Below are 23679 nucleotides of genomic sequence, written 5' to 3' on the forward strand. Positions count from 1 at the left end.
GGGCGAATCCAGGCGCTGAGGATGGGCTGGGCTTCACGGATGGGGATTACACTGAGATCGGGACGAGGCTTAGACATCCGTCCCTCTCTCATTTCTAGCTGCAAAAATCAACCCCTAATCGCCGTAACTGCTTCATTGAAGGCGTCCTAGCCGATGAAAGCGGGGATTTCCGAACGACTGAGGCGTAATTTTTTCGTTTACGCCTTTTCCCCTGCCAGGTGCAGCCACGTACTTAGTACGCTGTCGGGGTTGAGGCTAACGCTATCTATGCCCTTGTCCATCAGCCACTGGGCCAGGGCGGGGTGATCGCTCGGCCCCTGGCCGCAGATGCCGACGTACTTGCCGCGTGCCTTGGCGGCCCGGATCGCCATTTCCATGAGGGCCAGCACGGCCTCGTTCTGCTCGTCGAACATGTCGGCGACCAGGCCGGAGTCGCGGTCGAGGGCCAGTGTCAGTTGCGTGAGGTCGTTGCTGCCGATGGAGAAACCGTCGAAGTGGTCGAGGAACTGGTCGGCCAGGATGGCGTTGCTGGGCACCTCGCACATCATGATGACCTTCAGGTCGTTCTCACCCTGGGTGAGGCCGTTTTCGCGCAGGATTTCCAGGATGCGCTGGCCTTCCGCGACGGTGCGCACGAAGGGAATCATGAGTTGCACGTTGGTGAGGCCCATGTCGTCGCGCACCTGTTTCATGGCGGCGCATTCCAGAGCGAATGCTTCCTTGAAGTCCTCACTGCGGTAGCGGCTCGCCCCCCGGAAGCCGATCATGGGGTTCTCCTCGCTGGGTTCGTAGCTTGTTCCGCCGATCAGGTGGGCGTACTCGTTGCTTTTGAAGTCGCTGAGTCGCACAATCACGGGTTTGGGCGCGAAGGCGGCGGCAATGCTGGCGACCCCCTCGGCGAGCTTCTCGCGGAAAAAGTCGCGCGGTGAAGCGTACCCGGCCGTTTTGTCCTCGATCTGGGCCTTCACATCGTCGGGCACGTTGGGGTAGTCCAGCAGGGCGCGGGGGTGAATGCCGATCACGTTGCTGCAAATGAACTCGACCCGGGCCAGGCCCACCCCCTCGTTGGGCAGCGCGGCGAAGCTGAAGGCCCGGTCTGGCGAGGCCACGTTCATCATGATCTTCATGCCGACTTCGGGCATGGCGTCCAGTTCCACCTTATCGATGTGGAAGTCCAGCTGACCTGCGTACACGAAGCCGGTGTCGCCCTCGGCGCAGGACACGGTGACGGGCTGCCCGGATTTGAGTTCGCGGGTAGCGTTGCCGGTGCCGACCACGGCAGGAATGCCCATCTCGCGGGCGATGATGGCGGCGTGGCAGGTGCGCCCGCCCCGGTTGGTGACGATGGCGGAGGCGCGTTTCATGACCGGTTCCCAGTCGGGGTCGGTCATGTCGGCCACCAGGATGTCGCCCGGCTGCACCTCGTCCATCTGCGAGAGGTCGCTGACGACGCGCACCGTGCCGGCGCCGATGCGGCTCCCCACGGCGCGGCCCTCGACCAGGATTTCTCCTTTGCCCGTCAGCTCGAAGCGTTCCAGGGTGCGCCCGGCGCGGCTCTGCACCGTTTCCGGGCGGGCCTGAAGGATGTAGATCTGCCCGTCACGCCCGTCCTTGCCCCACTCGATGTCCATGGGACGCCCATAGTGCCGCTCGATGGTGACGCACTGACGGGCCAGTTCGGTGAGGTCGTCGTCGGTCAGCGAGAAGGCGGCGCGTTCCGCTTCGTCCACGTCGACGGTCTGCACGCCGCCTTCCGCTGCGTAGATCATCTTCTTTTGTTTGCTGCCGCGGGTGCGGCGCAGCACGGCGCGTTTGCCCTGTTCCAGCGCGGGTTTGTACACGAAGAACTCGTCGGGGTTCACGGCGCCCTGCACCACCATTTCGCCCAGGCCGTAGCTGCTGGTCACGAACACGGCATCCCGAAAACCGCTTTCGGTGTCGAGGGTAAAGGCCACGCCGGACACGCCCAGATCCGTGCGAACCATGCGCTGAATACCGGCGGACAGCGCCACCTCACTGTGCGAGAAGCCCTGGTGAACGCGGTAGCTGATGGCGCGGTCGTTGTAGAGGCTGGCGAACACCAGTTTGACGTGCCCCAGCACCTCGTCGATGCCGCGCACGTTCAGGAAGGTTTCCTGCTGCCCGGCGAAACTGGCCTCGGGCAAGTCCTCGGCGGTGGCGCTGCTGCGCACGGCCACGTCGGGGTCTGTGCCGCCCGCCTCGGCGGTCATGCGGGCATACCCTTCGCGGATGGCCTGTTCCAGCGCGGCCGGGAAAGCAGCCTGCTCGACCCAGCCACGAATTTCCTTCCCGGCGGCGACCAGCGCATGAACGTCGTTCACGTCCAGCGCAGACAGTTTCTCGTTGATCTTCTGCTCGATCTGGTTTTCCTGTAAGAACAGCCGGAAGGCGTCGGCGGTGGTGGCGAACCCACCGGGGACGCGCACGCCTGCGCCCGCGAGGCCCTGAATCATCTCGCCGATGCTGGCGTTCTTGCCGCCGACGATTTCCACATCGGTCATCCTTAGTGTTTCAAAAGGGCGAATCATGTCCATGGGTATTCTCCGTTTGGCGAAAGGGTTTCTGCGCCTTGAAGTGAGGGGATTAGTGTCAGGCTACGCCTCAACACTAACGCAGTCCACAATTCCTGAGCGCCCGTTTTGTCCCTCCGGGCTGGACGTGTCAGTCTGGGGCATGCCCCGCACCGTGTTCATCGTGTCCGACCACACCGGACTCACCGCCGAGAACATCGCCCGCGCCCTGCTCACCCACTTTCCGGGCCAGCGCCTGGAGTACCTGCGCCGCCCCTTCACCAAGGACGCGCAGGCCGCCCTTGACGTGGTGAACGAGGTGAAAGGCCACGCCGAGGCGGGCAGCCGCCCGCTGATTTTCACCACCGTGACCCGCCCCGAGGTGCTGGAAATTCTGAACAGCGCCCCCGCGCAGGTGTTTGACCTGCTGACCGAGGACATCGCGCGGCTGGAGCAGGAGTTCGGCGAGACGCCCACCCTGAACGTCGGCGGGCACCACGACATGCAGGACACCGAAGCGTACCTGACCCGCATGGAGGCGCTGGATTTTGCCCTCGCCACCGACGATGGCGTGGGCAGCAAGGGATACGCCCAGTCGGACGTGATCCTGGTCGGCGTGTCCCGCGCCGGCAAAACCCCCACCAGCCTCTTTCTGGCCTTGCAGCACGGCATTCGCGCCAGCAATTACCCGCTGGCCGAGGACGACTTCGAGCGCGAGCGCTTGCCTATTCCGCTGGAACCCTTCAAGCGCAAGCTGTTCGGTTTGACCATCGACCCCCGGAGGCTGCACGCCATTCGCACGCAGCGCAAAGCGGGCAGTCGCTACGCCAGCATCGAGCAATGCGAGTACGAGGTGAAACGCGCCCAGTTGCTGTTTCAGCGCTACGGCATTCCTGTGAAGGAAACCACCACCGCCAGCGTCGAGGAAATCGCGGCGGGCGTCCTGGCGCTGCTCAGGAAGAATGGCAAGCTGACGCAGTAGGGGCGCCGGGCCGTCAGCAGCAGGCTGAACCAAGTTCCGCTTAACCCAGCTGCGGACACCTAACGTTGCGTGCGCCCTTAGCCCAACAGGGTCAGTTCGCCCAGGCCCGCCAGGAATTCGCGCTCGGGGTAGTCCTCGGCGTCGAAGCCCCGGTCGCCTTCGGCCGGGGTGACACTGAGGCTAGCGAAATCGTACAGGTCGCGGTCGAGCAGGTGGCTGGGGGTCACGCGCGTCAGGCTTTTGAGGATGTTGTGCAGCCGGCCGGGGTGTTCGCGTTCCCAGGTGTCCAGCATGCCCCCCACCACCCGGCGTTGCAGGTTCTCCTGACTGCCGCACAGGTTGCAGGGAATGATCGGAAATTCCCGCGCCTGGGCATATTTGATGATGTCCTTTTCGGCCACGTAGGCCAGCGGCCGGATGACCACGTTGCTGCCGTCGTCGCTCTGGAGCTTGGGCGGCATGGCCTTGAGCCTGGCGCCGAAAAACATGTTCATGAACAGCGTTTCCAGAATGTCGTCGCGGTGGTGGCCCAGCGCAATTTTCGTCGCGCCGATCTGGCGGGCGTGGGCGTACAGGATGCCCCGGCGCAGGCGGCTACACAGCGAGCAGGTGGTTTTGCCTTCCGGAATCTTCTGCTTCACGACGCTGTAGGTGTCCTGCGTCAGGATGTCGAACGGTATCCCCCGCTGCGTCAGGTACTGCGGCAAAACGTGTTTGGGAAACCCCGGCTGACCCTGGTCGAGGTTCACGGCCACCACCTCAAAGTCGATGGGCGCTTTCTTCTGAAGGTGCAGCAGCACGTCCAGCAGCGTGTAACTGTCTTTGCCGCCCGACAGGCACACCATCACCCGGTCGCCCGGCTCGATCATGCGGTAATCCCCGATGGCCTGTCCCACGCCCTTCACGATGGGCTGGAACAGGCGGGCAGTGTCGGCAGAGGAAGCAGAAGCGGTCTGGGTCATGGGCAGGGGCCTCGTCAGCGCCCCATAGTACAACGGGCAGGGCAACGAGCCTGGGGCATGGGGCAAGGGGAAAACCGAACGGCGGGTGTGTTTCCTCTCAGCCTGTCGGGCTTCGTCGCCATTCGTACTGCATGTAAGCCGCGGGCCTGGCAAAAATTCACGGCGCCCCCTGGTTACGGTATTCCCTGGTTACGGCGCCCCTGATTTTTAGCCGTCATTCCTTGGGTGGACGTGATTTCTAACGGTCGCCCGTTATCTTGGGGGTCATGGCTCGTCGCCCGCAGTCGCCCCGTCCGGCCCGCAAGGCCCCCACCAGACCACCCGTTCGCCGCCGTGTGGGGTGCGCCGGCTGGCTGGCGCGGTTGCTGGGCACAGGCCTGTTGCTGGTGCTGGCGGGGCTGGGGGCGCTGTGGTTCATGTGGGGGCGCGACCTGCCCAACGTGTCCGACCTGGACGTGCTGGAGTACAGCGGTCAGACGCGGGTGTATGACCGCACCGGGGCTTTGATCGGCACCCTGACGCCCAGCCTCAGCAGCGGGCAGAGCGTCAACCGCGACCTGAAGAAACTGAACGAGGTGAGCGGCTGGCTGCAAAAGGCGGTGGTGTCCAGCGAGGACCGGCGCTTCTACGAGCATCACGGGGTGGATTACATCGGGATTGCGCGCGGACTGCTCAAGGGCCTGCTCCGGAACGACCTGGAGGGCGGCAGCAGCATTACCCAGCAGGTGGTGAAAAATACCTTGCTGGCCGACCTGCAAAGTGCGCGGACGCCCGAGCGCAAGTTCAAGGAAGCGATTCTGGCCTACCAGCTCGACCGGGATTTCAACAAGGACAAGATCCTGAACGCCTACCTGAACATCATCTACTGGGGCGACGCGGGGCGCAGTGACATCGTGGGGGCGGGCATGGCAGCGCGCGCTTACTTCAAGAAGGACGCCCGGGAATTGAACCTGGCCGAAAGCGTGTATCTGGCGACGATTATTCCCGCGCCCAACCGCCGCTACAAAGATTTCGGGGCGTACCGCAACGTGATGAAAAGCCTGCTGACCCGCATGGTGGAAGACGGGCGGGCCACCCGGGCGGAAGCCGACGCGGCCTGGAAAACCAAGATTTACCCGGCGGGCTACCGAATCAGCTGGAACGAGGACGGCACCTTCAAGTACGCGAACCTGGAGAACCTGGAGCGCCGCCAGCTGAACCTGGATCAGACCGAAAGCCGCGGCCAGGGCAAGTACCAGTACCAGGCGTACATGCAGGCGGTGGAAAAGGAACTGCTGCCCCGGGTGGGCCGCAAGGAACTGTACGCCGGCGGAAAAATCTTTACCGGTATGGACATCGCCGCGCAGGTGGCGGCGGAAAAAGCCAGCCTGGACGCCAGCCTGCCACCCGGCGCGACGCTGGGACTGGCGCTGGTGAACCCGGCCAACGGCGAGGCGCTGGCGCTGGTGGGGCAGAAACTCACCGGGGATCGCCCGCGCGACTGGAACAATGCCCTGCAGGCGCGGCGGCAGGTGGGCAGCAGCATCAAACCGCTGCTGTACACGCTGGCGCTCTCGAAAGGCTGGAAGCAGAGCGACACGGTGCTGGACTCGCCCATTGAGGGCGATTACCAGCCCATGAACTACGACCGGCGCTGGACCGGCCGCTACGTGACCATGCGTTACTCCCTGGACCACAGCCTGAACCTGCCGACCGTGCGCATGGGCCAGGAACTGGGCATGCCCACCTTCGAGGCCAAACTGCGCGAACTGGGGTTGACGCCGCCGCCGAACGCCGGGCTGAGCCTCAGCATCGGCACCCTGGAGGCCAGCCCCCTGCAGATGGCCGCCGCCTACGCCCCCTTCGTGAACGGCGGCATCTATTTCGAGCCGCACACCGTCCGCAAATTCGAGGACAGGCACGGCCAGAGCGTGTATACCCACCAGCCCGTCAGCCGCCGGGTGTGGGACGAGCAGACGGCGTGGCTGGGCCTGGACATGCTGCGCGGCGTGGTGAACGACCTCACGCCGAGCCAGGGCGGCCTGGCGACGCGGGCCATGATCGACGGCTGGGAAGTGGGCGGCAAGACCGGCACCACCAACGACATCAAGGACCTGTGGTTCGCGGGGGTCACGTCCCTGATCAGCGGCGCGGTGTGGGTGGGTCAGGAGGACGGCACGCCGCTGCCCTCCTGGGCGTACTCGGGCGACGTGCCCACGCCGGTGTGGCAGCAGGCGGTGGCGGGCGCCCTGGCGGGCCGCAGCAAAACGAACTTCAAGGAACCCGCCGATATCGCGTACCGGGTGGTTCGGCGCGTCAACATGGCCTTCCGCGCCAAAGAAGCCGACACCGATCCCGTCGCCCGTGACGGCACCCGCCAGGCCGAGCAGACGGGGCAGGCGACCGGGCAGGACGCGCCGGACACCCCGGAAGTCGCCCCGGTCGAACCGCCGCCCCCCGTGCTGCCGGACAGCTCCTCTACATCAGAGAGCAACCCTGCGCCGGACACGCAAATGCCAGCCACCGAGGTGCCCGCGCAGGACGGGGCGGCAACGGACATTCCCGCCACGCCACCCACGCCCGAGGAACCGGAAGCCCTCCCCGACACGCGGCCCTCCCCCACCGACCCGGCGCAGAACCCGTCCGCGCCTCCCAGCGCGCCGGACGCCGGGCCGCCCGAAATTATGCCTGTTCCGTTCGATCAGACCGAAGCGCCCTCGGTTCCGGCCGACCCGAACGCCCTGCCGGAACTGTCGCCCACCACGCCATGAGCCGGCGGGCAACGGTACAGTAGGCTGTCAGGCGTGAGGTGGGTCGAGATCACCATTCACCAGGTGCGCCGGGGCGACCGATTGCGCCTGAACGGTGGGCTGGATTTCACCGTGCAGTACGAACTCCGATTGAATCGCCCCTTCAGGGCGGTGAAATCCGACCGGAGGGAGTGAGAGCAAAACGGGTTCTGGGCGTGGAATCCACCATCCGGCATTTTTCCGGATGGTGGATGAAACAGACGGAATCCGTATAGGAGGTCGTGGGCCAGCGTGAGCACTTCCTGGTGATCATCGACACGCTGGGCGAACGGATGCGCCTCCTGAACACCGACGTTCTGGAGCGTTTTCAGGCGCTGGGAGCGCAGTTCAGGGACAAGCTTTAAGCCCGGGCGAGCGGTCAGAAAATCTTGCCGGGGTTCAGCAGGTGGTGCGGGTCGAGCAGGGCCTTGATCTCGCGCATCAGGTCAAGGGTGTCGGCATGCTCCTGGGCCACATATTTTTTCTTGTGCAGGCCCACGCCGTGCTCGCCGGTGCAGGTGCCGCCGGCCTGCAAGGTGGCCTGCATCATCTCGTCGTAGGTGGCGTGAATGGCCTGCCAGGTCGCGGTGTCGTCGGGGGCGGCCTGAAACAGCACGTGAAAGTTGCCGTCCCCGACGTGACCCACGAAACTGGCGGTCAGGGCGCGTTCCTGGCAGCGCTGTCGGGTAAAGTCCAGCACGTCCGGGAGCCGGTGCAGCGGCACGCAGGCGTCGGTGCTGAGTTGCGCGTGGCCGGGGTGCAGGGCGCCCATGGCGGTGTAGGCCTTGTGCCGCGCTTCCCAGATGGCGCCGCGTTCCTCGGGAGTCACGGCGGTGTGAATGTCCTGCGCGCCGGCGTCCTGGCACAGTTCGCGGCAGACGTTCAGGGAGTCTTCCAGGGCCGTGCGGCTGGCGGCGGCCAGCTCGATCCACAGGGTGGGCCGTTCGGGATACTCGCGCCCGAGGTACTGGTTCACGGCGTGAATTTCGTGCTCGTCGATGAGTTCCAGGCGTTCGGGTTGCAGGGCAGCGCCCATGATCAGCACGGCGCACTCGGCGGCCGCCCGCAGGCTGGTGAAGGTGCAGCGCAGGACGACCACCTCGGCGGGCAGGGGCCAGAGTTTCACGGTGAGCTGGGTGATGATGCCCAGGGTGCCTTCCGCGCCGATAAAGAGGTTTTTCAAGTCGTACCCGGCGCTGGTCTTGCGGGCGCGGCTGCCCACCCGGATGACCCGCCCGTCCGTCAGCGCCACACGCATTTCCAGGATGTTGTCGCGGGTGGTGCCGTAGCGCACGGCGCCCGTGCCGCTGGCGTTGGTGGAGGCCATGCCGCCCAGGCTGGCTTCCGCGCCGGGGTCGACAGCCCAGAACAGGCCATGCCGGCGCGCCTGACGGTTCAGTTCGGGGTAGGTCACGCCGGGCTGTACCGTGGCCTGAAAGCCGCCCGGTTCGATGGCCAGGACGCGGTTCATGCCGCTCAGGTCAAGGGAAAGGCCGCCCTGCACCGGAATAACCTGTCCTTCCAGGCTGCTGCCCACCGCGAAGGGCACGATAGGAAAGGCGTACTGCCGCGCAAGTTGCAGGGCATGCAACACGTCCTCCTCGCTGCTGACGAACAGCACCGCGTCGGGCAGGTGGTGGTCGAGGCGGCTTTCGTCGTGGCCGTGGGCTTCGAGCACAGCGGGAGCGGTCGAGAGCTTCTCGGCGAAGGAGGCCCGGAGGGCCTGGAGGGCTTCTGGCAGCATGCCTGAATTGTAATTCGTGGACGCCGGGGATGAACTGTGAATTTTTCGGTACTTTCAGGGTTTCCCAGGCAACAGGGTTGATTTTTATGCAACCAAGTCCTAGGGTTTTTGCATAGATTTCCACGATATCTATGCCTACCCCGGAGGATCATCCATGAAAAAAACCATCCTGCTCACCACCCTGGCCGCCCTTCTCGTCAGTCAGACAGGCGCCCAGTCCTGCATGGCCAACGTCAAGAAAAGCGGCCTGACCGTGGGCACCAGCCCCGATTACCCGCCCTACGAGTCCCTGAACGACCGGAACGAGATCGTAGGCTTCGACATCGACCTGATCAACGCCGTAGCCAAGAAGATGGGCGTGAAGGTCAAGGTGGTCGGGCAGGGCTTCGACGGCCTGATTCCCGCGCTGATCAGCAAGAAGATCGACGTGATCGCCGCCGGCATGACCGTGACCGCCGAGCGCAAGAAAGCCGTGAACTTCACCCTGCCTTACGACAACTCGGCGAACGTGATCATGGCCCGCAAGGAGAACCTGAAGTACGCTTCCGCCGCCAGCCTGGCCGGGAAGAACGTGGGGTCGCAGATCGGCACGGTGCAGGAGCAGATCGTGCAGGGAATTAAAGGCGCCAGCAGCAAGGCCTTCAACCTGTACACCGACGCCGCCGTGGCTCTCCAGACCCGCCAGATCGACGCGATGGTGGTGGACAAGACCGTGGCCGACCAGTTCCTGAAGACGTACCCCGACCTGCGCATCACCGGCACCCTGGCCAAGAACGAGAAGGCCATGGCGGTGCGCAAGGACTGCGGCGACGTGGTCAACCGCATGAACGCCGCCATCATCGAGATGCGCAAGAACGGCGAACTGGCGGCCATCAGCAAGAAGTGGCTCAAGTAAGTCCTGAACCCGCATGGATTTCGGACTGATCGTCGAGAGTCTGCCGGCCCTGCTGAAGGGGGCGGGCCTGACCATCGTCATCTCGCTGATCGCGCTGCTGTTCGGCGTGATTTTCGGGACGCTGTTCGCTTTGATTCGCATGTCGCCGATCAAGCCCCTGGCGGCTTTTGGGGTGGCGTACATCGAGATGATTCGCGGCACGCCGCTGCTGGCGCAGATTTTCCTGTTCTTCTACGGACTGCCTTACGTGTTTCAGGAGATGTTCAACATTCCCCTGAACTTCAACCCGCTGGTGGCCGGCACCGCCATCCTGGCCGTCAACTCCAGCGCCTACGTGGCCGAGATCGTGCGCAGCGGGATTCAGAGCACCCCGCGCGGGCAGACCGAGGCGAGCCTCTCGCTGGGGTTCACGCCCACCGATACGCTGCGCTACATCGTGCTGCCGCAGGCGTTCCGGCGCATCGTGCCGCCGCTGCTGAACGAGGCGACCACGCTACTGAAAAACAGTTCGCTGCTGTCGACCATCATGATCGTGGAACTGGTGCGCGTGGGCCAGATGATCACGTCCCGCACGTACAAACCCTTCGAGATGTACCTGGCGGTGGGCCTGCTCTACCTGTGCATGACCATCCCCATGAGCCTTATCGCAGGCCGCATCGAGAAACGCTGGAAGGTCGCCTGACATGACGCCGCCGCGGGCAGGAAAAGGCCTTGAGGCACTGGATTTCGACGCGAGCGTCAAGCGCGTGAACGGCAGGCCCGCCGAGCCGGACACGCCCCGCATCGGCCCACGCTTGCGGGCGGCGCGGCAGGCCAAGGGCCTCACACTGGACGCCCTGGTGAAACTCACGGGCCTGGACAAGTCCTTCCTGAGCCGCATGGAACGCGACCTGGCACAGGCGTCGGTGGCGTCGCTGGTGAAAGTGTGCGCGGCACTGGACATCAAACCGGGGGCGCTGTTCGACCCGCCCACCGCCAGCCTGGTGCGGGCGTCCGACGCGGTGCGGGTCAATTTCGGCGGCGTGAACGTGGACGAGCGGCTGCTCTCGCAGGGGCTGAACGGCGAGATGATGATCCTGAACTCGGTGATTCACCCCGGCGGGCACGGCGGCGAGGAACTGTATACCCTGAATGCGGACGTGACCTTCGTGACCGTGCTGGAGGGCGTGCTGGAATTCATGATCGAGGACGCGCATTACTTCCTTCAGGCCGGGGACAGCCTGACCATGTCCAGCCGCATTCCGCACAACTGGCGCAACCCCGGCAGCGTGCCCACGCGGGTGCTGTGGGTCACCAGCCCGCACCCCTGAACCATACTTAACAACAGATTCTTTTTCGTACCGAGGCTCACATGACTCAAGCACAGGCGAAACGGGAACCGGCGCAGGGCGCGGGCCCCATCATTCAGATCAGGAACGTCAGCAAGTGGTTCGGTTCGCACCAGGTGCTCACGAACATCAACCTGAACGTGCAGGCCGGGCAGAAGGTCGTGGTGCTCGGCCCCAGCGGCAGTGGCAAAAGCACCCTGATTCGCTGCATCAACCGCCTGGAGGAATTTCAGGAAGGCGAGATCGTCGTGGACGGGCACCGACTGAAGGAGCACGGGCAACTGGAGGTCGTGCGGCGTGAGGTGGGCATGGTCTTTCAGCAGTTCAACCTGTTTCCGCACATGACGGTGCTGAAAAACGTGATGCTGGCCCCCATGAAATTACGCGGCCTGAGCGAAAAAGCCGCCGAGCAGCGCGCCATGACGCTGCTGAACCGGGTCGGGATTGCCGAGCAGGCGCACAAGCACGCCTCGGAACTGTCGGGTGGGCAACAGCAGCGGGTGGCCATTGCCCGCGCGCTGGCGATGGAACCCAGGATCATGCTGTTCGACGAACCCACTAGCGCCCTCGACCCCGAGATGGTGGGCGAGGTGCTGGACGTGATGCGTTCGCTGGCCGGGTCGGGCATGACCATGCTGGTGGTCACTCACGAGATGGGCTTTGCCCGCGAGGTCGCCGACCGGGTGATCTTCATGGATCGTGGGCAATTGCTGGAAGACGCCCCACCCGCCGAGTTCTTCGGGAATCCGCGCCTGGATCGCCTGAAACAGTTCCTGAACCGCGTGTCCAGGCATTAGAGCAGGTCTGCGAATTGCGTTCTTCGTCCTGCTCATCTCAATTCACTCGATTGACTCGGACAAAAAGCACTTCGCTCTTTTGTCAGATGCTTTAAGGAGGTGCCGTAATGCTGAAAACCGCCCAAACCACCCTGACAGAAGGCGTCATCAACCTGGCGGTGGGGCACCCTTCTCTGCCCATGCTGCCCCTGCGTGAAATGGAACAGGCCGCCGCCCACCGTTTCGCGCAGGGCGACGCGGAATTCCTCCAGTACGGGTTCGAGTGGGGTGACGGTTTCCTGCGCACCGAACTGGCGGCCTTCCTGACCCGCGAATACAGCCTGAACCAGGAGGATGGCTTGCCCGTGCAGGCCGAAGACCTGTTCATTTCCGGCGGGGTATCGCAGGCCCTCGACCTGATCTGCGCCATGCTGACCGAACCGGGCGACACCATCATCGTGGAAGACCCCACCTACTTCTTCGCGTCTGGCATTTTCCGCAACCACCGCCTGAACATCCGGACCGCCCCGGTAGACGGGCACGGCCTGAACGTGGACGCCCTGGAAAAACTGGTGCAGCAGCACCGGCCGAAGCTGGTGTACACCATCCCCACCCACCAGAACCCGTCCGGCGTGACCCTGAGTGAGGAGCGCCGGGAGAAACTGGTGCAACTGGCGCAGCAGCACGACTTTTACATCATGGCCGACGAGGTGTATCACCTGCTGACCTTTGACGGTACGCCCCCGCGCAGCTTTTCCGCGTGGGTAGCGGCACAGGGCGAGGGTGGCCGGGTGCTGAGCCTGGGGAGTTTCAGCAAGATCCTGGCCCCCGGCACGCGCCTGGGCTGGATTCACGCACCTTCGGCCCTGCTGGAACGCCTGGCCCAGAACGGCATGATCATCAGCGGCGGGGGTTTCAGTCCGCTGGGCAGTGGCCTGATTCGCAGCATGCTCGAGCTGAACCTGCTCTCGCCGTACATTCAGAAGCTCCGCGACACCTTTCGCCACCGCGCCCACGTCCTGGCCGACGCCCTGGACGACCTGCGCCCCCTGGGGATTCAGTTCCAGCGTCCGCGCGGCGGGTACTTCATCTGGGTCACCCTGCCTGAAAGCCTGAACAGTGACGACCTGCTGACCACCGCCCTGGAACGGGGCGTGCGCTTCCAGCCGGGCAACCTCTTCTCGCCGGACGGCACCCAGGGGAACAACCTGCGCCTGTGCTTCGCCTTCTACGAGGAAGATGACCTGCGCGAAGGCGTTCAGCGTTTAGGGCAGGCCATTCGGGCTATGCGGCGGCTTTGAACGCTCCAGCGTGGATACTGAAAATGCACCCGCGTTCCCTACGTGCTGTTCAAGCCCGTCTTGTCTTGTGCAACGCCGTACGACACGGCAAAGGAGCGACCATGACCCCGAACCTGACCCGAAATCTGAGCCAGTACCTGAACCTGCAAGAACTGGAAGCCGCCGCCGCTGAAGTCCTCTCGCCCGCCGCTTTCGCTTACTACAGTGGCGGCGCGAACGACGAACATACGCTGCGCGAGAACCGCGACGGATACGCGCAGATCAAATTGCGACCCCGCATGCTGGTGGACGTCTCGAACATCGATACGGGTACGTCGGTTCTGGGGGTGCCGCTGGCCTTCCCACTCGGCATTGCTCCGTGCGCCATGCACGGTCTGTGCCATCCGGATGCCGAGGTCGCCACCGCCCGCGCCGCCGCCGGCATGGGCAGCCTCATGACCCTCTCGACCATGAGTCACCGCACCATCGAGGACGTCTCGCAGGCCGCGCCTGGGCGCCTGTGGTTTCAGCTGTACGTGTACAAAGACCGCGACATCAGCCGCGCCCTGATTCAGCGGGCCGAGGCGGCGGGGGCGCGCGCCCTGGTCGTCACCGTGGACGCTCCCGCGCTGGGCCGGCGCGAAGCCATCATCAAGACGCCCGTTCACATCGAACCCGGCACCATCCTGCCCAACATCGGCCCGCGCCGCGCCGGCAGTGAACACCTGGATGACCTGCAATACTTCGACAGCCTCCTCGACCCGGCCCTCACCTGGCACGACCTCGCCTGGCTGCGCGAACAGACGACACTTCCCATTGTCCTCAAGGGCCTGCTGACCGCCGAGGACGCCCGGCTGGCCGCCGAGCACGGCTGCCATGTGTGGGCCAGCAACCACGGCGGACGGCAGCTGGACACCGCCGTGACCGCCCTGGACGCCCTGCCCGAAATCGTGGAAGCGGTGGAAGGTCGGGTCGAGGTGTACCTGGACGGCGGCATTACCCGTGGTACCGACATCCTGAAAGCCGTGGCGCTCGGTGCCAAAGCCGTGTTTATCGCGCGCGCCGCCCTGTACGGCCTGGCCCTCGCCGGAGAAGAAGGCGTGCGCTACACCCTGCAACTTCTGCAAGACGAATTCCGCCTCGCCATGATGCTCAGCGGCAAGACCAGGGTCAGTGAACTGGGGCCGGACTTGTTGAAAATCGAAACCACATGATGAACGACGTTTACAACAAACTCAACAATTGGCTCGACAAAAGTCAAGGTAAAGAAATTGTCCTTGACCAGAAACGGCCTCGCGCATTTGAACGGGTCAAGCGACATACGCCGCAAGACATCACGGAGTTCGAGGTGAAAACGGGAAAGCCACTTCCTCAGCCTTACGCAACCTTCCTGAAGGATGTCGGGGCGTGCCGCCTGTTTCTATTGGGGGGAATCGGTGTTGAGTTCCTCTGCCTTGACGAAATGGCCGCCTTTTACACGCTGGCTTTCCCTGGCGAGGATTTCAATGATGTTGATTTCCTGCTGCCCGTTACAATTTCGGCGTATGGCTCGCACCTTTTGATGCGTAGCGACGGAAAAATAGCCCTTTCCGATGTGGACATGCTGCCCGAAGACTGGGACGAATTTCTTGAAAGTTGGGTGGATTTTGACGAGTGGCTCAGCCATCTTGTGAATTCAGGCGGCAATTACTTCTACGGGTTATAAGTTTTGAGTTGTCATTGAGCTTGCGGATACGGGTTTGAATAGGCTGTCGAGTACGGTTGGAACATCGTTTAAGTTCACTTGCCCAAGCAGGACGAGGTGGGCCAGTCCATGCACGGTTCCCCACAGGGCCGTTCCCAGTGCTTCGGGAGCGTGGCCGGGCAGGTCGCCGGCCTGAATGGCCTGGGCGAGAACTTCGGCCAGCAGGGCGTGATCCGCCTGGATGTAAGGCGTGAGGACGCTGGTCTGTCCGGGCCGGCACAGTTCCGGGTTGAAGATCAGCTGGAAGGCGTTGGGGTGCGCGGCGGCGTACTCAATATAGGCCGTGCCCAGACCGATCAACCGGGCGCGTGGGGTGCTGGCCTGCGCCGCCGCCGTCTGGGCCTGGCTGAAGGCTTTCATGCAGCGTTCGGCCAGCGCTTCCAGCAGTTGATGCTTGTCCTCGAAGTGGTGATAGGGAGCAGCGTGACTGACACCCGCCTGCCGCGCCACCTCGCGCAGGCTGAACTGAGTGCCCTGTTGTTCCAGGAGCTGTGCGGCCGCGTCCAGCAGGGCTTCGCGGAGTTGCCCGTGGTGATAGTGGCGTCCCGCCGCGACCAATCTTGACATTGGCAAGATTCTACCTTAAGTTGACAGTGTCAAGATTGCGGGCGGCGTGTGGCTGCCCTGGAGGTTCAACCGTGCGCACCCTCGTTCTCATCGGCCACCCCAACCCCGACAGCTACTGCCATGCCCTGGCCCACCACTACGCCCAGGCCGCCCGGCAAGGTGGTGCCGAAGTGCACATCCTCGACCTTGCCCGGCTGAATTTTGACCCCTCACTGCACCGCGGCTACCGGTCGATCCAGCCACTCGAACCTGACCTGCAACGCGCCCAGGAACTCCTGACCTGGTGTCAGCACCTGCTCGTGGTCACGCCCACCTGGTGGAGTTCCATGCCCGCCGTCCTGAAAGGGTTCATCGACCGGATTTTCCTGCCCGGGTTCGCCTTCAAGTACCGTCCCGGACACCTGATACCGGAGAAACTTCTGCGGGGCCGCACCGCCCGCCTGATCGTCACCACCGACTCACCGCCGCTGCTGCTGCGTACCGTCATGGGCGACAGCACCGTGAGAGCCATCGCTCAGGGCGTGCTGGGGTTCAGCGGCTTCAAGGTCAAAAGCACCCGCTTCGGCATACTGCGTACCAGCACACCAAGGCAGCGGGAAGCGTGGCTGGCCCAGACGGTCAGGCTGGCGCAGCGGGATCATGCCCACTCCCGCGCCCGACCGCCAGCCTTCACTCCTTCGTAACCTCGCGTTGCCAGCGGTGCAATACCTCCAAAGCCTGCATCGGCGTCAGGCGGCTCAAATCCAATGTGGCGAGTTCCTGCATGAGTTTCCGGTCGTCGCCGCTGGTGTTCAGGGCGGTCAGGAGTTTCGCGGCGCGGTTCGTGACCGGCGCGGGCAACCCGGCGAGGCGGGCGACTTCCACGCCGTAGCTCTGGCGGGCGGCACCGGGAATGACCTGGTGGTAGAAGGTGAGACCACCCGTTCCTCCATTTTTGGTCTCGTCTTCCTCGGCGGCGACGTGCAGGTTCACCAGGCCGGGATGGTCGGTTTCCAGGCGCGTCAGCTCGAAGTAGTGGGTGGCGAAGAGCGTGTGGGCGCGGGTGGCGTGCAGGTGCTCCAGCGCGGCCTGGGCGATGGCAAGGCCGTCCAGAGTACTGGTGCCGCGCCCCACCTCGTCGAGAATCACCAGGCTGCGGTGGGTGGCGCTGTGCAAGATGGCGGCCAGTTCGGTCATTTCCACCATGAAGGTGCTGCGCCCGCCCGCCAGGTCGTCGCTGGCCCCGATGCGGGTGTGAATGGCGTCGTACACGGGCAGGTGCGCTCCGTCTGCCGGAACGAAGGAACCGATCTGGTGCAGCAGGGCGCACAGGGCCACGGTGCGCAGGTAGGTGCTTTTGCCGGCCATGTTCGGCCCGGTCAGCAGCAGGGTAAAGCGGTGGGGACTCAGTTCCGCGTCGTTCGGAACAAATTTGCCCCCGGTGGCCTGCTCGACCACGGGGTGACGCGCCTGCCGGAGGGTGGCGGGGCCGTCGGTGGTTTGGGGACGCGTCCAGCCTTTCTCGGCGGCGATTTCGGCCAGGGTGGTCAGCACGTCCAGTTCCGACAGCGCTCCGGCGGCTTCGGCGAGAGGCTCGGCGTGCGCGGCCAGCGACTCGCGCAGTTCGGTGAACACGTCCACTTCCAGGCGACCGGCGGCCAGCTCCAGGCGGGCAATTTCGCGTTCGTGTTCGCGCAGGTCCGGGCGGGTGAAGCGGGCGCGGTCTTTCAGCGTGGCGATCTGGCGGTAATCGGCGGGCACCTTACTCAGGTGCGCTCCGGTCACTTCCAGGTAGTACCCGAACACGTTGTTGTACCCCACCTTCAGGCTGCCGATGCCGGTGCGCGCCCGCTCGGTCACTTCCAGCTGGGCCAGCCATTCGCGGTGCCCCATGGCCCCGGCACGCAGGTCGTCCAGCTCGGCGTGAAACCCGTCGCGGATCAGGCCGCCGTCCCCGATGCGGATGGGTGGGTCGTCGACCATGGCGGCGCGAATGCGCGTCACCACGTCCGGCAGGCTGCCCAGGCGGGCGCGAATACCGCCCAACAGGCCGTCCTGCGCGGGCAGCAGCCCCGCGGCTTCCGGCAACAGTTCCAGCGTGCGGGCCAGCGCCGCAATTTCGCGGGGCGTGGCGCGGCGTGTGGCGACGCGGGCGGCCAGGCGTTCCAGATCGTGGGCGCGGTACAGCAGTGAACGAACGGCGCCGCGCAGATCCGGGGCGCGGGTCAGAAGTTCCACGCTGTCCAGCCGGGCGCGAATGCTGAGTTCATCGAGCAGCGGCGCCCGCAGCCACGCCCGCAGGCGGCGTTTGCCCCCGGCGGTGCGCGTCTGCGCCAGCACGTCCATCAGCGTCACACCCTGCGGAGACTGCGCCTGAAACAGTTCCAGGGCGCGGGCGGCGGTGTCTGAAAGGCGCATATGCGCTCCCGGCTCGAAGCGCACGATGCGGCGCACCATTTCCAGATGTCCCTGCTGCGTCAGTTTGGCGTACCCCAGCACCGCCCCGCAGGCGCGCACCAGGGCGGCCGTGCTCAGCGTGCCGGGCACTTCGCCCAGATGCGCGGCCAACTCCTGCCGGGACGCGTCCTCACCAAAGTTGGCCGGCGACAGCATCACCGGAAAGCGCGCCTGAAAGTCGCTGAGGAGGGCCGGGTTGCCGCTCAGTTCCGGGGCCAGCAGCACCTCGCGGGCGCGGTGGCGCGACAGTTCGTCGTACAGCGCCAGCCGGGTGTGAAAGGCCGCCGTGCGGAACTCGCCGGTCGAAACGTCCAGCAGCGCCAGCGCGTACCCGTCCCCGGTGGCGACCGCCGCCAGGTAGTTTTCATCGGCGCTGAGGTGGCGTTCCTCGGTGACGGTGCCGGGTGTCAGCAGCTGCGTGACCTTGCGCTCCACCAGACCGCTGCCCGCTTCCTCAGTCTGGTCGGCCACCGCCACGCACACGCCCGCCGCCAGCAGCTTCTCCACGTTCTGGTCGAGTGCCCGCAGGGGAATACCGGCCATGGGCGTCGAGAAGTCCTTGCTGCTCTTGTGCGTCAGCGCCAGGGAAAGTAGCCGGGCGGTGCGTTCGGCGTCCTCACCGAAGGTCTCGTAGAAATCGCCCACCTGAAACAGCAGGATGGCGTGCGGAAGCTGGGCGGCCACGTCGTCCCGCATCTGCACGTACTGCTCCAGCATGGGTGGCAAAGCCCCCGCCCCGGTTCCTTTGAGGACACTCTGCGCCGATTTCACCGCAGAAGCATAGCGCACAATCCCTCTGTTGACAGCGAAATATACAGGTGCAATTTCATTCAAAAACGACCCTAGCAGGCTGGCATGCCATCGATTCAGGAGTAAGGCTTGAACCGAGAATTCTGCTTGCTGCGCCCCACGACTCGTCAATAGAATGGGTCTCCATGCGACTGACCGCTCTGGCCCTCCTGACACTCACCAGCCTGGGTGCTGCCCAGACCAGTCAGGTTAAACTGACCGACGCGCAGCTTCTTGACGGTTCAAAGAAGTTTTACGACACCTACTTGCAGGCCGTCAAAGCCAACAACGGCAAGCAGCTGGCCGAGCTTTACCACGACACCGCCAGCATTGTGGTGGATCGGCACTCCGGGAATGGAGAGATTCGTACCCTGAAAATGAGTGGCGTTCAGTACAAGGCTCTGCTGCGCAGTATTCCATTGGTGGAAACTCCAGACCTTCACCGTAACCCCACCTTCCAGCTTCTGAAGGGCGGCATTGTTCAGATCGATACGCAACGCCAGAGTGTCAGCCGCGGGTACAGCGCCCCGAATACTTTTTACGTTCAGCCAGATACGGCCGGTCGCTTCTGGATCATCGCCGAAAAAGGCATCCAGAAAGTCAAGTAGTGGAGGCCGATCTCTCCCTCCTGAGCACCGGCCAGATTAAGATGCCTGGCGGTGGAGTGGCGGAGAGTCGAGTCACAGAAAAATGCCAGACCGTCTGTGGCGGCCAACAGGCACAGGGATAAAGGGGCCGCTCTGATATATGTACCTCTGATGCAAAGCCCTACCAGGTCTGGCCCCCCTGTAGCTGTCGAGGCAGTCACCTCCGAGACCTGGAGGGCGGTGGCTGCCCTCCAGGTCAGGCCTGAGCAGCAGGAAAGCGTCAATCCACCGGTCTTCAATCTGGCTTTATACCAGTACAGTCCTGCCGGATGGTCGCCCCTGGCCGTGCGAAGCGGTGATCAGGTCGTTGGCTTTCTGATGTGGGCGGTCGACCCGCAGGACGGCAGTTGCTGGCTGGGCGGGATTATGGTGGACGCGGCCTTTCAAGGTCAGGGGTATGGCAAACAAGCTGCCCTGGCCGCCGTGGCCGCCCTGGAAACGCAGCATGGAGACCGACGCTTCGCCCTGTCCTATCATCCGGGAAATACCGTGGCCCGCCACCTGTATCTGGGGCTGGGTTTCGAGGAAACAGGGGAATTGGAAGATGAAGAAGTGGTGGCCCGACTGACCTTCCCTTCGGAGCCGTAAGCGCTTTCCGCAGGCCCTTACAGGCCGGGTTCCAGCTCCGTCAGGCGCGGGAGAAAGGGCCATCCCTCCAGACGGGCCGTGTGGGCCGATGGGGACTTTTTCGTACCCCGCAGGCTGCCCCCCATCGTTTTTTCCTGTCACCTGGCCGATGTTTAGCTCAACCTATCAGGGGCTGGGTTGTGCTCTCTCCCGGAGCACGCTGGTGCCCTGCTGGCTTTCTGCCACACGGTGATGGAGCTGAGGCCTTATGTTTTCAGTTCAAGAATCCAGATTTGCTTTCTCTGTGTCGTAAAAACCCTTTGTTCAGATACCACCCTCATAAACCCTGCTTCCGGTATACTCAAGCAAGGTATGGCGTCGGACTCTAAACATCGCCCCGTGTACGTGATTTCCGTCGCGGCGGAACTGGTGGATATGCACCCGCAGACCCTGCGCCTGTACGAGCGCAAGGGCCTGATCCGCCCTGGGCGCAGCAGCGGCAAAACACGCCTGTACAGTGAACGCGACATCGAGCACCTGCGTGAAATCCGGCGGCTGACCCAGGAACTCGGCGTGAACCTGGCGGGCGTCGAGGAGGTCATGCGCCTGCAACACGAACTCGATGACCTTCAGGGCGAGTTCGAGGCCGAAATTGCCCGCATCGAGGGCGAGCTGCGCCAGCAGGGGCAGGCGCGTGAACTGCCCTCTTCCGGCGCGCCCACCGACCCCAAAGACCGCCCGGTGTACGTGATCTCCATCGCGGCGGAACTGGTGGATATGCACCCGCAGACCCTGCGCCTGTACGAGCGCAAGCAACTCATTCGGCCCGGGCGCAGCAGCGGCAAAACACGCCTGTACAGCGAGCGCGATATCGAGCACCTGCGCGAAATCCGGCGGCTGACCCAGGAACTCGGCGTGAACCTGGCGGGTGTCGAGGAGATCATGCGCCTGCGGCATGAACTGGACGGCGCCAAAGCCAATCTGGAAGGCAACGTGCGCCGTATCCAGCAGGACATCACCGACCGCATGACCAAGTGGCGCACCCTGCCCGCCCCCTACGACGAGGAAGAATCAACGGAAGAAGAGTGAACAGGGTGCTGTCCTCCCTGAACTTCAGGTTCTCGAAGCAACGCGTACCTGTACAACAAATTGGTGCAGGCGTAGCTGTACTGCGGGGTGGTCAGGTGCTGCTGGTGCGCCGGATCGACAACGGCCTGTGGGACATTCCGGGCGGGCGCGTAGAACCCGGCGAGCGGGTGGAGGCGGCGGCCTCACGCGAGCTTCAGGAAGAGACAGGTTTGTCAGACGGGACGCTTACACTACTGGGTGTGTTCAGCGGTCCGCAGCATCGTCACCTCTACCCGGACGGGAACGTCGTGGAGTGGGTCACGGTGCTGTTCGTGACGCGGGAGGTGCAGGGGGTGGCCAAAGCCGCCGATGACGCCGCCGAGGTGCGCTGGTGGCCGCTGAATGATCTGCCCGTAGACGTTTCCCCGGCCACGCGGGCCTATTTTGCGGCGTTGCGGAGCGTGCCCGCGTGAGTGCCGTGTGGGTGGTGGGGGATATTCACGGCGCCCTGCCGAAACTGCGAACGCTCCTGCACCGTGCCCGGCTGATCGATGACCTCGGCAACTGGGCGGGCGGAGACGCGCACCTGCTGTTTCTGGGAGACTACCTGGATAGGGGGCCCGACGGCCTGGGGGTAATCCGGCTGGTGCAGCGCCTGGAGGCGCAGGCAGTTCACGCGGGCGGGCGCGTTTCGGCGCTGCTGGGCAACCACGAGGTGATGTTCCTGGCGGCGCACCGCTTCCGTGTGGCCGACCCGCGTGACCGCCTGGGGTTCTACATGTACTGGGCCGGAAACGGCGGCCAGAGCAGCGACCTGCGCGGGGCGACGCCCGAGGACATCGACTGGTTGCTGTCCCGTCCGGCCCTGCTGCGGGTGGGCGAGTGGCTGGCCATGCACGCCGACTCGCTGTTCTACCTGAACCTGGGCAGCACGCTGGAAGGCGTGAACGCGCGCGTCCTCGACCTGCTGCAAAGCCCTGAACCGGTCGACTGGGGCGAATTTGCCAACGCCTTCGTGGATCGCCTGAACTTCGCGGACACGGGCGGTGAGGATCTGGCCCGGCACCTGCTGGAACGCCTGGGCGGGAGGCGGCTGATGCACGGTCACACGCCCGTTCACCTGCTGCACGCCGAGAACACGCAGGGCCTGGTGATTGATCTGGTGTCGCCCGTCGAATACGCGGGGGGCCTGTGCCTGAACGTGGACAGCGGCATGGCGTACTTCGCCGAGGCCGGGTTCATCACGCGCCTGGAAGGCACGCAGGTGGCAGAGGTCGTGCGCGTGACCGAACTTCCCGACGCGGCAGCTGTTCCCCTTGCCGAATCCTGATGTCCGCCCGGCAGCACCTGGAAGCCCTGGCCCTGGAGCTGGGGGCGGACGTGGTGGGCTGGTCGCCCGTGAGCGTGCCGCCGGAGGCCGCCGCGCAGTACGCCCAGTGGCTTAGCGCTGGAAAGCACGCGGGGATGGCCTACCTGGAACGGCAGTTCCCCACGCGCCTGAACCCGGCCTCGCGCCTGGAGGGCGTGCAGAGCGCGCTGGTGCTGGGGGTATCGCACGCCTTTGCACCTCCTGAACGCCCGGCGGGGGGCGTGCGGGTGGGCCGCGTGGCGCGCTACGCCTGGACGCCCGATTACCACGAGCAGCTGCAACCCCTGCTGAACGCCCTGGAGGCCCGCGCCGCCGACCTGGGCGTGCGGGCACGGGGCTATGTGGACCACGGCCCGGTGCTGGAGCGCCTGTTCGGTGCCCAGGCGTTCCTGGGCTGGCGCGGCAAATCGGGCATGCTGGTCAGCACCAGTTACGGCGCCTTCCTGACCCTGGCAGTGCTGCTCACGGATGTTCCTCTGGAGGACATTCCGCCGGCCCACCCGGACAGGTGCGGCCGCTGCGTGCGCTGCGTCAGCGCCTGCCCCACCGGGGCCATCGGCCCGGAGCGCACCATCGACGCCAACCTGTGCCTGTCCTACCTGACCATCGAGCACCGGGGGCCCATTCCCCTTTCGCTGCGGCGCCGCATGGGCGACTGGCTTTTTGGCTGTGACGTGTGCAGCGCCGTGTGCCCATGGACGCAGAAGGCCGGGCCGCTGGCCCGTCTTTTCCGGCCCGATCCGCAACTGGCCTGGCCCGACCTGTCGCGTTTTTTTGGCGTCAGCGAACGGCAGTTCGAGCGGCAGTTCAGCGGCACAGCTTTTTTGCGCCCGCGCCGCAAGGGCATGGCCCGCAACGCCCTGACCGTGCTGGGCAACACCCGCGCCCCGCAAGGCTGGCCCCTGCTGCTGCTGGGGCGCGAAGACCCCGCCTGGGAAGTCCGCGAGGCCGCCGCCTGGGCACTGGGCGAGTGGGGTGAACAGAAACACCTTGCCCCGCTGCTGAACGACCCGCATGAGGAAGTGCAGCGCACCGCCCAGCGAATCGCAGAACAGGCCTAGAGCAGTTTGCATAAAAAGGTCGTGTCGTTCTCCCTTTTTATGCCGAGTGGAACGAGTGACTTTTAACGAGCAGCTGGAATATTGGAGCCGTTTGGGGCGGGGTTCCACAAATGGCGGAATTATGCAAGCTGTTCTAAAGGCGTATGGGCCAATCAGGCCCATGCT

General features: G+C 64.6%; 23 protein-coding genes. 18 read left to right on the plus strand and 5 right to left on the minus strand.

Annotated features, from left to right (window positions below):
• Positions 1 to 197 precede the first annotated feature (197 nt).
• Complete coding sequence (gene ppsA, locus E5Z01_RS14070; RefSeq protein WP_135229941.1) at positions 198 to 2555, minus strand: pyruvate, water dikinase; 2358 nt, start codon at positions 2553 to 2555, stop codon at positions 198 to 200.
• Between the two features lie 139 nt (positions 2556 to 2694).
• On the opposite strand from ppsA, the gene E5Z01_RS14075 reads away from it, so the two are divergent.
• The gene (locus E5Z01_RS14075) at positions 2695 to 3513 is read left to right on the plus strand and encodes a pyruvate, water dikinase regulatory protein (RefSeq protein ID WP_167757934.1); all 819 of its coding nucleotides are present in this window, start codon (positions 2695 to 2697) and stop codon (positions 3511 to 3513) included.
• A gap of 77 nt (positions 3514 to 3590) precedes the next feature.
• Here the strand turns inward: E5Z01_RS14075 and ttcA are convergent, their stop codons facing one another.
• A complete protein-coding gene (gene ttcA / locus E5Z01_RS14080; protein ID WP_135229943.1) occupies positions 3591 to 4475 on the minus strand; it encodes a tRNA 2-thiocytidine(32) synthetase TtcA in 885 nt (294 codons plus the stop codon).
• A 266-nt stretch (positions 4476 to 4741) separates the two neighbouring features.
• Between ttcA and E5Z01_RS14085 the strand changes: the two genes are divergently transcribed.
• The 3 genes from E5Z01_RS14085 to E5Z01_RS20240 all read left to right on the plus strand — a co-directional run bounded on the left by E5Z01_RS14085 (position 4742) and on the right by E5Z01_RS20240 (position 7608).
• Positions 4742 to 7225 carry a transglycosylase domain-containing protein gene (locus E5Z01_RS14085; RefSeq protein ID WP_135229944.1) on the plus strand — a complete coding sequence of 828 codons (2484 nt, stop codon included), beginning with the start codon at positions 4742 to 4744 and terminating at the stop codon, positions 7223 to 7225.
• A gap of 33 nt (positions 7226 to 7258) precedes the next feature.
• Positions 7259 to 7399, plus strand: coding sequence for a hypothetical protein (locus E5Z01_RS19590; RefSeq protein WP_167757935.1), 141 nt, complete (start codon positions 7259 to 7261; stop codon positions 7397 to 7399).
• A gap of 86 nt (positions 7400 to 7485) precedes the next feature.
• Positions 7486 to 7608: a hypothetical protein gene (locus tag E5Z01_RS20240; protein ID WP_274378923.1), complete on the plus strand. Its 123-nt coding sequence runs from the start codon at positions 7486 to 7488 to the stop codon at positions 7606 to 7608.
• A gap of 14 nt (positions 7609 to 7622) precedes the next feature.
• Here the strand turns inward: E5Z01_RS20240 and E5Z01_RS14090 are convergent, their stop codons facing one another.
• Complete coding sequence (locus tag E5Z01_RS14090) at positions 7623 to 8987, minus strand: FAD-binding oxidoreductase (RefSeq protein WP_135229945.1); 1365 nt, start codon at positions 8985 to 8987, stop codon at positions 7623 to 7625.
• Positions 8988 to 9141: 154 nt separating this feature from the next.
• Between E5Z01_RS14090 and E5Z01_RS14095 the strand changes: the two genes are divergently transcribed.
• From E5Z01_RS14095 to E5Z01_RS14125, 7 genes are all read left to right on the plus strand, one after another.
• Positions 9142 to 9882: a transporter substrate-binding domain-containing protein gene (locus E5Z01_RS14095; protein ID WP_135229946.1), complete on the plus strand. Its 741-nt coding sequence runs from the start codon at positions 9142 to 9144 to the stop codon at positions 9880 to 9882.
• Between the two features lie 13 nt (positions 9883 to 9895).
• Positions 9896 to 10564: an amino acid ABC transporter permease gene (locus tag E5Z01_RS14100; protein WP_135229947.1), complete on the plus strand. Its 669-nt coding sequence runs from the start codon at positions 9896 to 9898 to the stop codon at positions 10562 to 10564.
• A gap of 1 nt (position 10565) precedes the next feature.
• Complete coding sequence (locus E5Z01_RS14105) at positions 10566 to 11192, plus strand: helix-turn-helix domain-containing protein (protein WP_135229948.1); 627 nt, start codon at positions 10566 to 10568, stop codon at positions 11190 to 11192.
• Between the two features lie 41 nt (positions 11193 to 11233).
• A complete protein-coding gene (locus E5Z01_RS14110) occupies positions 11234 to 12007 on the plus strand; it encodes an amino acid ABC transporter ATP-binding protein (protein WP_135229949.1) in 774 nt (257 codons plus the stop codon).
• A 107-nt stretch (positions 12008 to 12114) separates the two neighbouring features.
• Entirely contained in the window at positions 12115 to 13287 is a 1173-nt protein-coding gene (locus tag E5Z01_RS14115) for an aminotransferase-like domain-containing protein (RefSeq protein ID WP_135229950.1), read from the plus strand.
• A 101-nt stretch (positions 13288 to 13388) separates the two neighbouring features.
• Entirely contained in the window at positions 13389 to 14480 is a 1092-nt protein-coding gene (locus tag E5Z01_RS14120) for an alpha-hydroxy acid oxidase (protein WP_167757936.1), read from the plus strand.
• Complete coding sequence (locus E5Z01_RS14125) at positions 14477 to 14971, plus strand: SMI1/KNR4 family protein (RefSeq protein WP_135229951.1); 495 nt, start codon at positions 14477 to 14479, stop codon at positions 14969 to 14971. The genes E5Z01_RS14120 and E5Z01_RS14125 overlap by 4 nt, the downstream gene beginning before the upstream one ends.
• Here E5Z01_RS14125 and E5Z01_RS14130 read toward each other — a convergent pair.
• Positions 14966 to 15577 carry a TetR/AcrR family transcriptional regulator gene (locus E5Z01_RS14130; protein ID WP_135229952.1) on the minus strand — a complete coding sequence of 204 codons (612 nt, stop codon included), beginning with the start codon at positions 15575 to 15577 and terminating at the stop codon, positions 14966 to 14968. The two genes, E5Z01_RS14125 and E5Z01_RS14130, sit on opposite strands and share 6 nt — an antisense overlap.
• A gap of 71 nt (positions 15578 to 15648) precedes the next feature.
• On the opposite strand from E5Z01_RS14130, the gene E5Z01_RS14135 reads away from it, so the two are divergent.
• Complete coding sequence (locus E5Z01_RS14135; RefSeq protein WP_135229953.1) at positions 15649 to 16260, plus strand: NAD(P)H-dependent oxidoreductase; 612 nt, start codon at positions 15649 to 15651, stop codon at positions 16258 to 16260.
• On the opposite strand, the gene mutS is transcribed toward E5Z01_RS14135, so the two are convergent.
• Positions 16247 to 18730, minus strand: a complete 2484-nt coding sequence (gene mutS, locus E5Z01_RS14140) for a DNA mismatch repair protein MutS (RefSeq protein WP_135229977.1) — start codon at positions 18728 to 18730, stop codon at positions 16247 to 16249. The genes E5Z01_RS14135 and mutS overlap by 14 nt on opposite strands.
• A gap of 218 nt (positions 18731 to 18948) precedes the next feature.
• Between mutS and E5Z01_RS14145 the strand changes: the two genes are divergently transcribed.
• The 6 genes from E5Z01_RS14145 to queG all read left to right on the plus strand — a co-directional run bounded on the left by E5Z01_RS14145 (position 18949) and on the right by queG (position 23514).
• Positions 18949 to 19410, plus strand: a complete 462-nt coding sequence (locus E5Z01_RS14145; protein ID WP_119766035.1) for a hypothetical protein — start codon at positions 18949 to 18951, stop codon at positions 19408 to 19410.
• 219 nt (positions 19411 to 19629) lie between these two features.
• Positions 19630 to 20037 carry a GNAT family N-acetyltransferase gene (locus E5Z01_RS14150; protein WP_205750493.1) on the plus strand — a complete coding sequence of 136 codons (408 nt, stop codon included), beginning with the start codon at positions 19630 to 19632 and terminating at the stop codon, positions 20035 to 20037.
• A 351-nt stretch (positions 20038 to 20388) separates the two neighbouring features.
• Positions 20389 to 21105 (plus strand): heat shock protein transcriptional repressor HspR, fused homodimer type, encoded by a 717-nt coding sequence (hspR, locus tag E5Z01_RS14155; protein ID WP_135229955.1) that lies wholly within the window; start codon positions 20389 to 20391, stop codon positions 21103 to 21105.
• A 5-nt stretch (positions 21106 to 21110) separates the two neighbouring features.
• Complete coding sequence (locus E5Z01_RS14160; protein ID WP_276321255.1) at positions 21111 to 21557, plus strand: NUDIX domain-containing protein; 447 nt, start codon at positions 21111 to 21113, stop codon at positions 21555 to 21557.
• A complete protein-coding gene (locus E5Z01_RS14165) occupies positions 21554 to 22414 on the plus strand; it encodes a metallophosphoesterase (protein WP_233554685.1) in 861 nt (286 codons plus the stop codon). The genes E5Z01_RS14160 and E5Z01_RS14165 overlap by 4 nt, the downstream gene beginning before the upstream one ends.
• Positions 22414 to 23514 (plus strand): tRNA epoxyqueuosine(34) reductase QueG, encoded by a 1101-nt coding sequence (queG, locus tag E5Z01_RS14170; RefSeq protein ID WP_135229956.1) that lies wholly within the window; start codon positions 22414 to 22416, stop codon positions 23512 to 23514. The genes E5Z01_RS14165 and queG overlap by 1 nt, the downstream gene beginning before the upstream one ends.
• Positions 23515 to 23679 lie beyond the last annotated feature (165 nt).

It is taken from the genome of Deinococcus fonticola, assembly GCF_004634215.1.
GTDB lineage: Bacteria > Deinococcota > Deinococci > Deinococcales > Deinococcaceae > Deinococcus > Deinococcus fonticola.

What these genes read in the sequence shown, in the direction of transcription:
- E5Z01_RS14145 (WP_119766035.1), top strand. Translation starts at nt 18,949, where the DNA reads ATGCGACTGACCGCTCTGGCCCTCCTGACACTCACCAGCCTGGGTGCT.
- ppsA (WP_135229941.1), bottom strand. Translation starts at nt 2,555, where the DNA reads ATGGACATGATTCGCCCTTTTGAAACACTAAGGATGACCGATGTGGAA.
- E5Z01_RS14105 (WP_135229948.1), top strand. Translation starts at nt 10,566, where the DNA reads ATGACGCCGCCGCGGGCAGGAAAAGGCCTTGAGGCACTGGATTTCGAC.
- E5Z01_RS14095 (WP_135229946.1), top strand. Translation starts at nt 9,142, where the DNA reads ATGAAAAAAACCATCCTGCTCACCACCCTGGCCGCCCTTCTCGTCAGT.
- E5Z01_RS14115 (WP_135229950.1), top strand. Translation starts at nt 12,115, where the DNA reads ATGCTGAAAACCGCCCAAACCACCCTGACAGAAGGCGTCATCAACCTG.
- E5Z01_RS14075 (WP_167757934.1), top strand. Translation starts at nt 2,695, where the DNA reads ATGCCCCGCACCGTGTTCATCGTGTCCGACCACACCGGACTCACCGCC.
- E5Z01_RS14110 (WP_135229949.1), top strand. Translation starts at nt 11,234, where the DNA reads ATGACTCAAGCACAGGCGAAACGGGAACCGGCGCAGGGCGCGGGCCCC.
- ttcA (WP_135229943.1), bottom strand. Translation starts at nt 4,475, where the DNA reads ATGACCCAGACCGCTTCTGCTTCCTCTGCCGACACTGCCCGCCTGTTC.
- mutS (WP_135229977.1), bottom strand. Translation starts at nt 18,730, where the DNA reads ATGCTGGAGCAGTACGTGCAGATGCGGGACGACGTGGCCGCCCAGCTT.
- hspR (WP_135229955.1), top strand. Translation starts at nt 20,389, where the DNA reads ATGGCGTCGGACTCTAAACATCGCCCCGTGTACGTGATTTCCGTCGCG.
- E5Z01_RS14120 (WP_167757936.1), top strand. Translation starts at nt 13,389, where the DNA reads ATGACCCCGAACCTGACCCGAAATCTGAGCCAGTACCTGAACCTGCAA.
- E5Z01_RS14090 (WP_135229945.1), bottom strand. Translation starts at nt 8,987, where the DNA reads ATGCTGCCAGAAGCCCTCCAGGCCCTCCGGGCCTCCTTCGCCGAGAAG.
- E5Z01_RS14125 (WP_135229951.1), top strand. Translation starts at nt 14,477, where the DNA reads ATGATGAACGACGTTTACAACAAACTCAACAATTGGCTCGACAAAAGT.
- queG (WP_135229956.1), top strand. Translation starts at nt 22,414, where the DNA reads ATGTCCGCCCGGCAGCACCTGGAAGCCCTGGCCCTGGAGCTGGGGGCG.
- E5Z01_RS14085 (WP_135229944.1), top strand. Translation starts at nt 4,742, where the DNA reads ATGGCTCGTCGCCCGCAGTCGCCCCGTCCGGCCCGCAAGGCCCCCACC.
- E5Z01_RS14100 (WP_135229947.1), top strand. Translation starts at nt 9,896, where the DNA reads ATGGATTTCGGACTGATCGTCGAGAGTCTGCCGGCCCTGCTGAAGGGG.
- E5Z01_RS14130 (WP_135229952.1), bottom strand. Translation starts at nt 15,577, where the DNA reads ATGTCAAGATTGGTCGCGGCGGGACGCCACTATCACCACGGGCAACTC.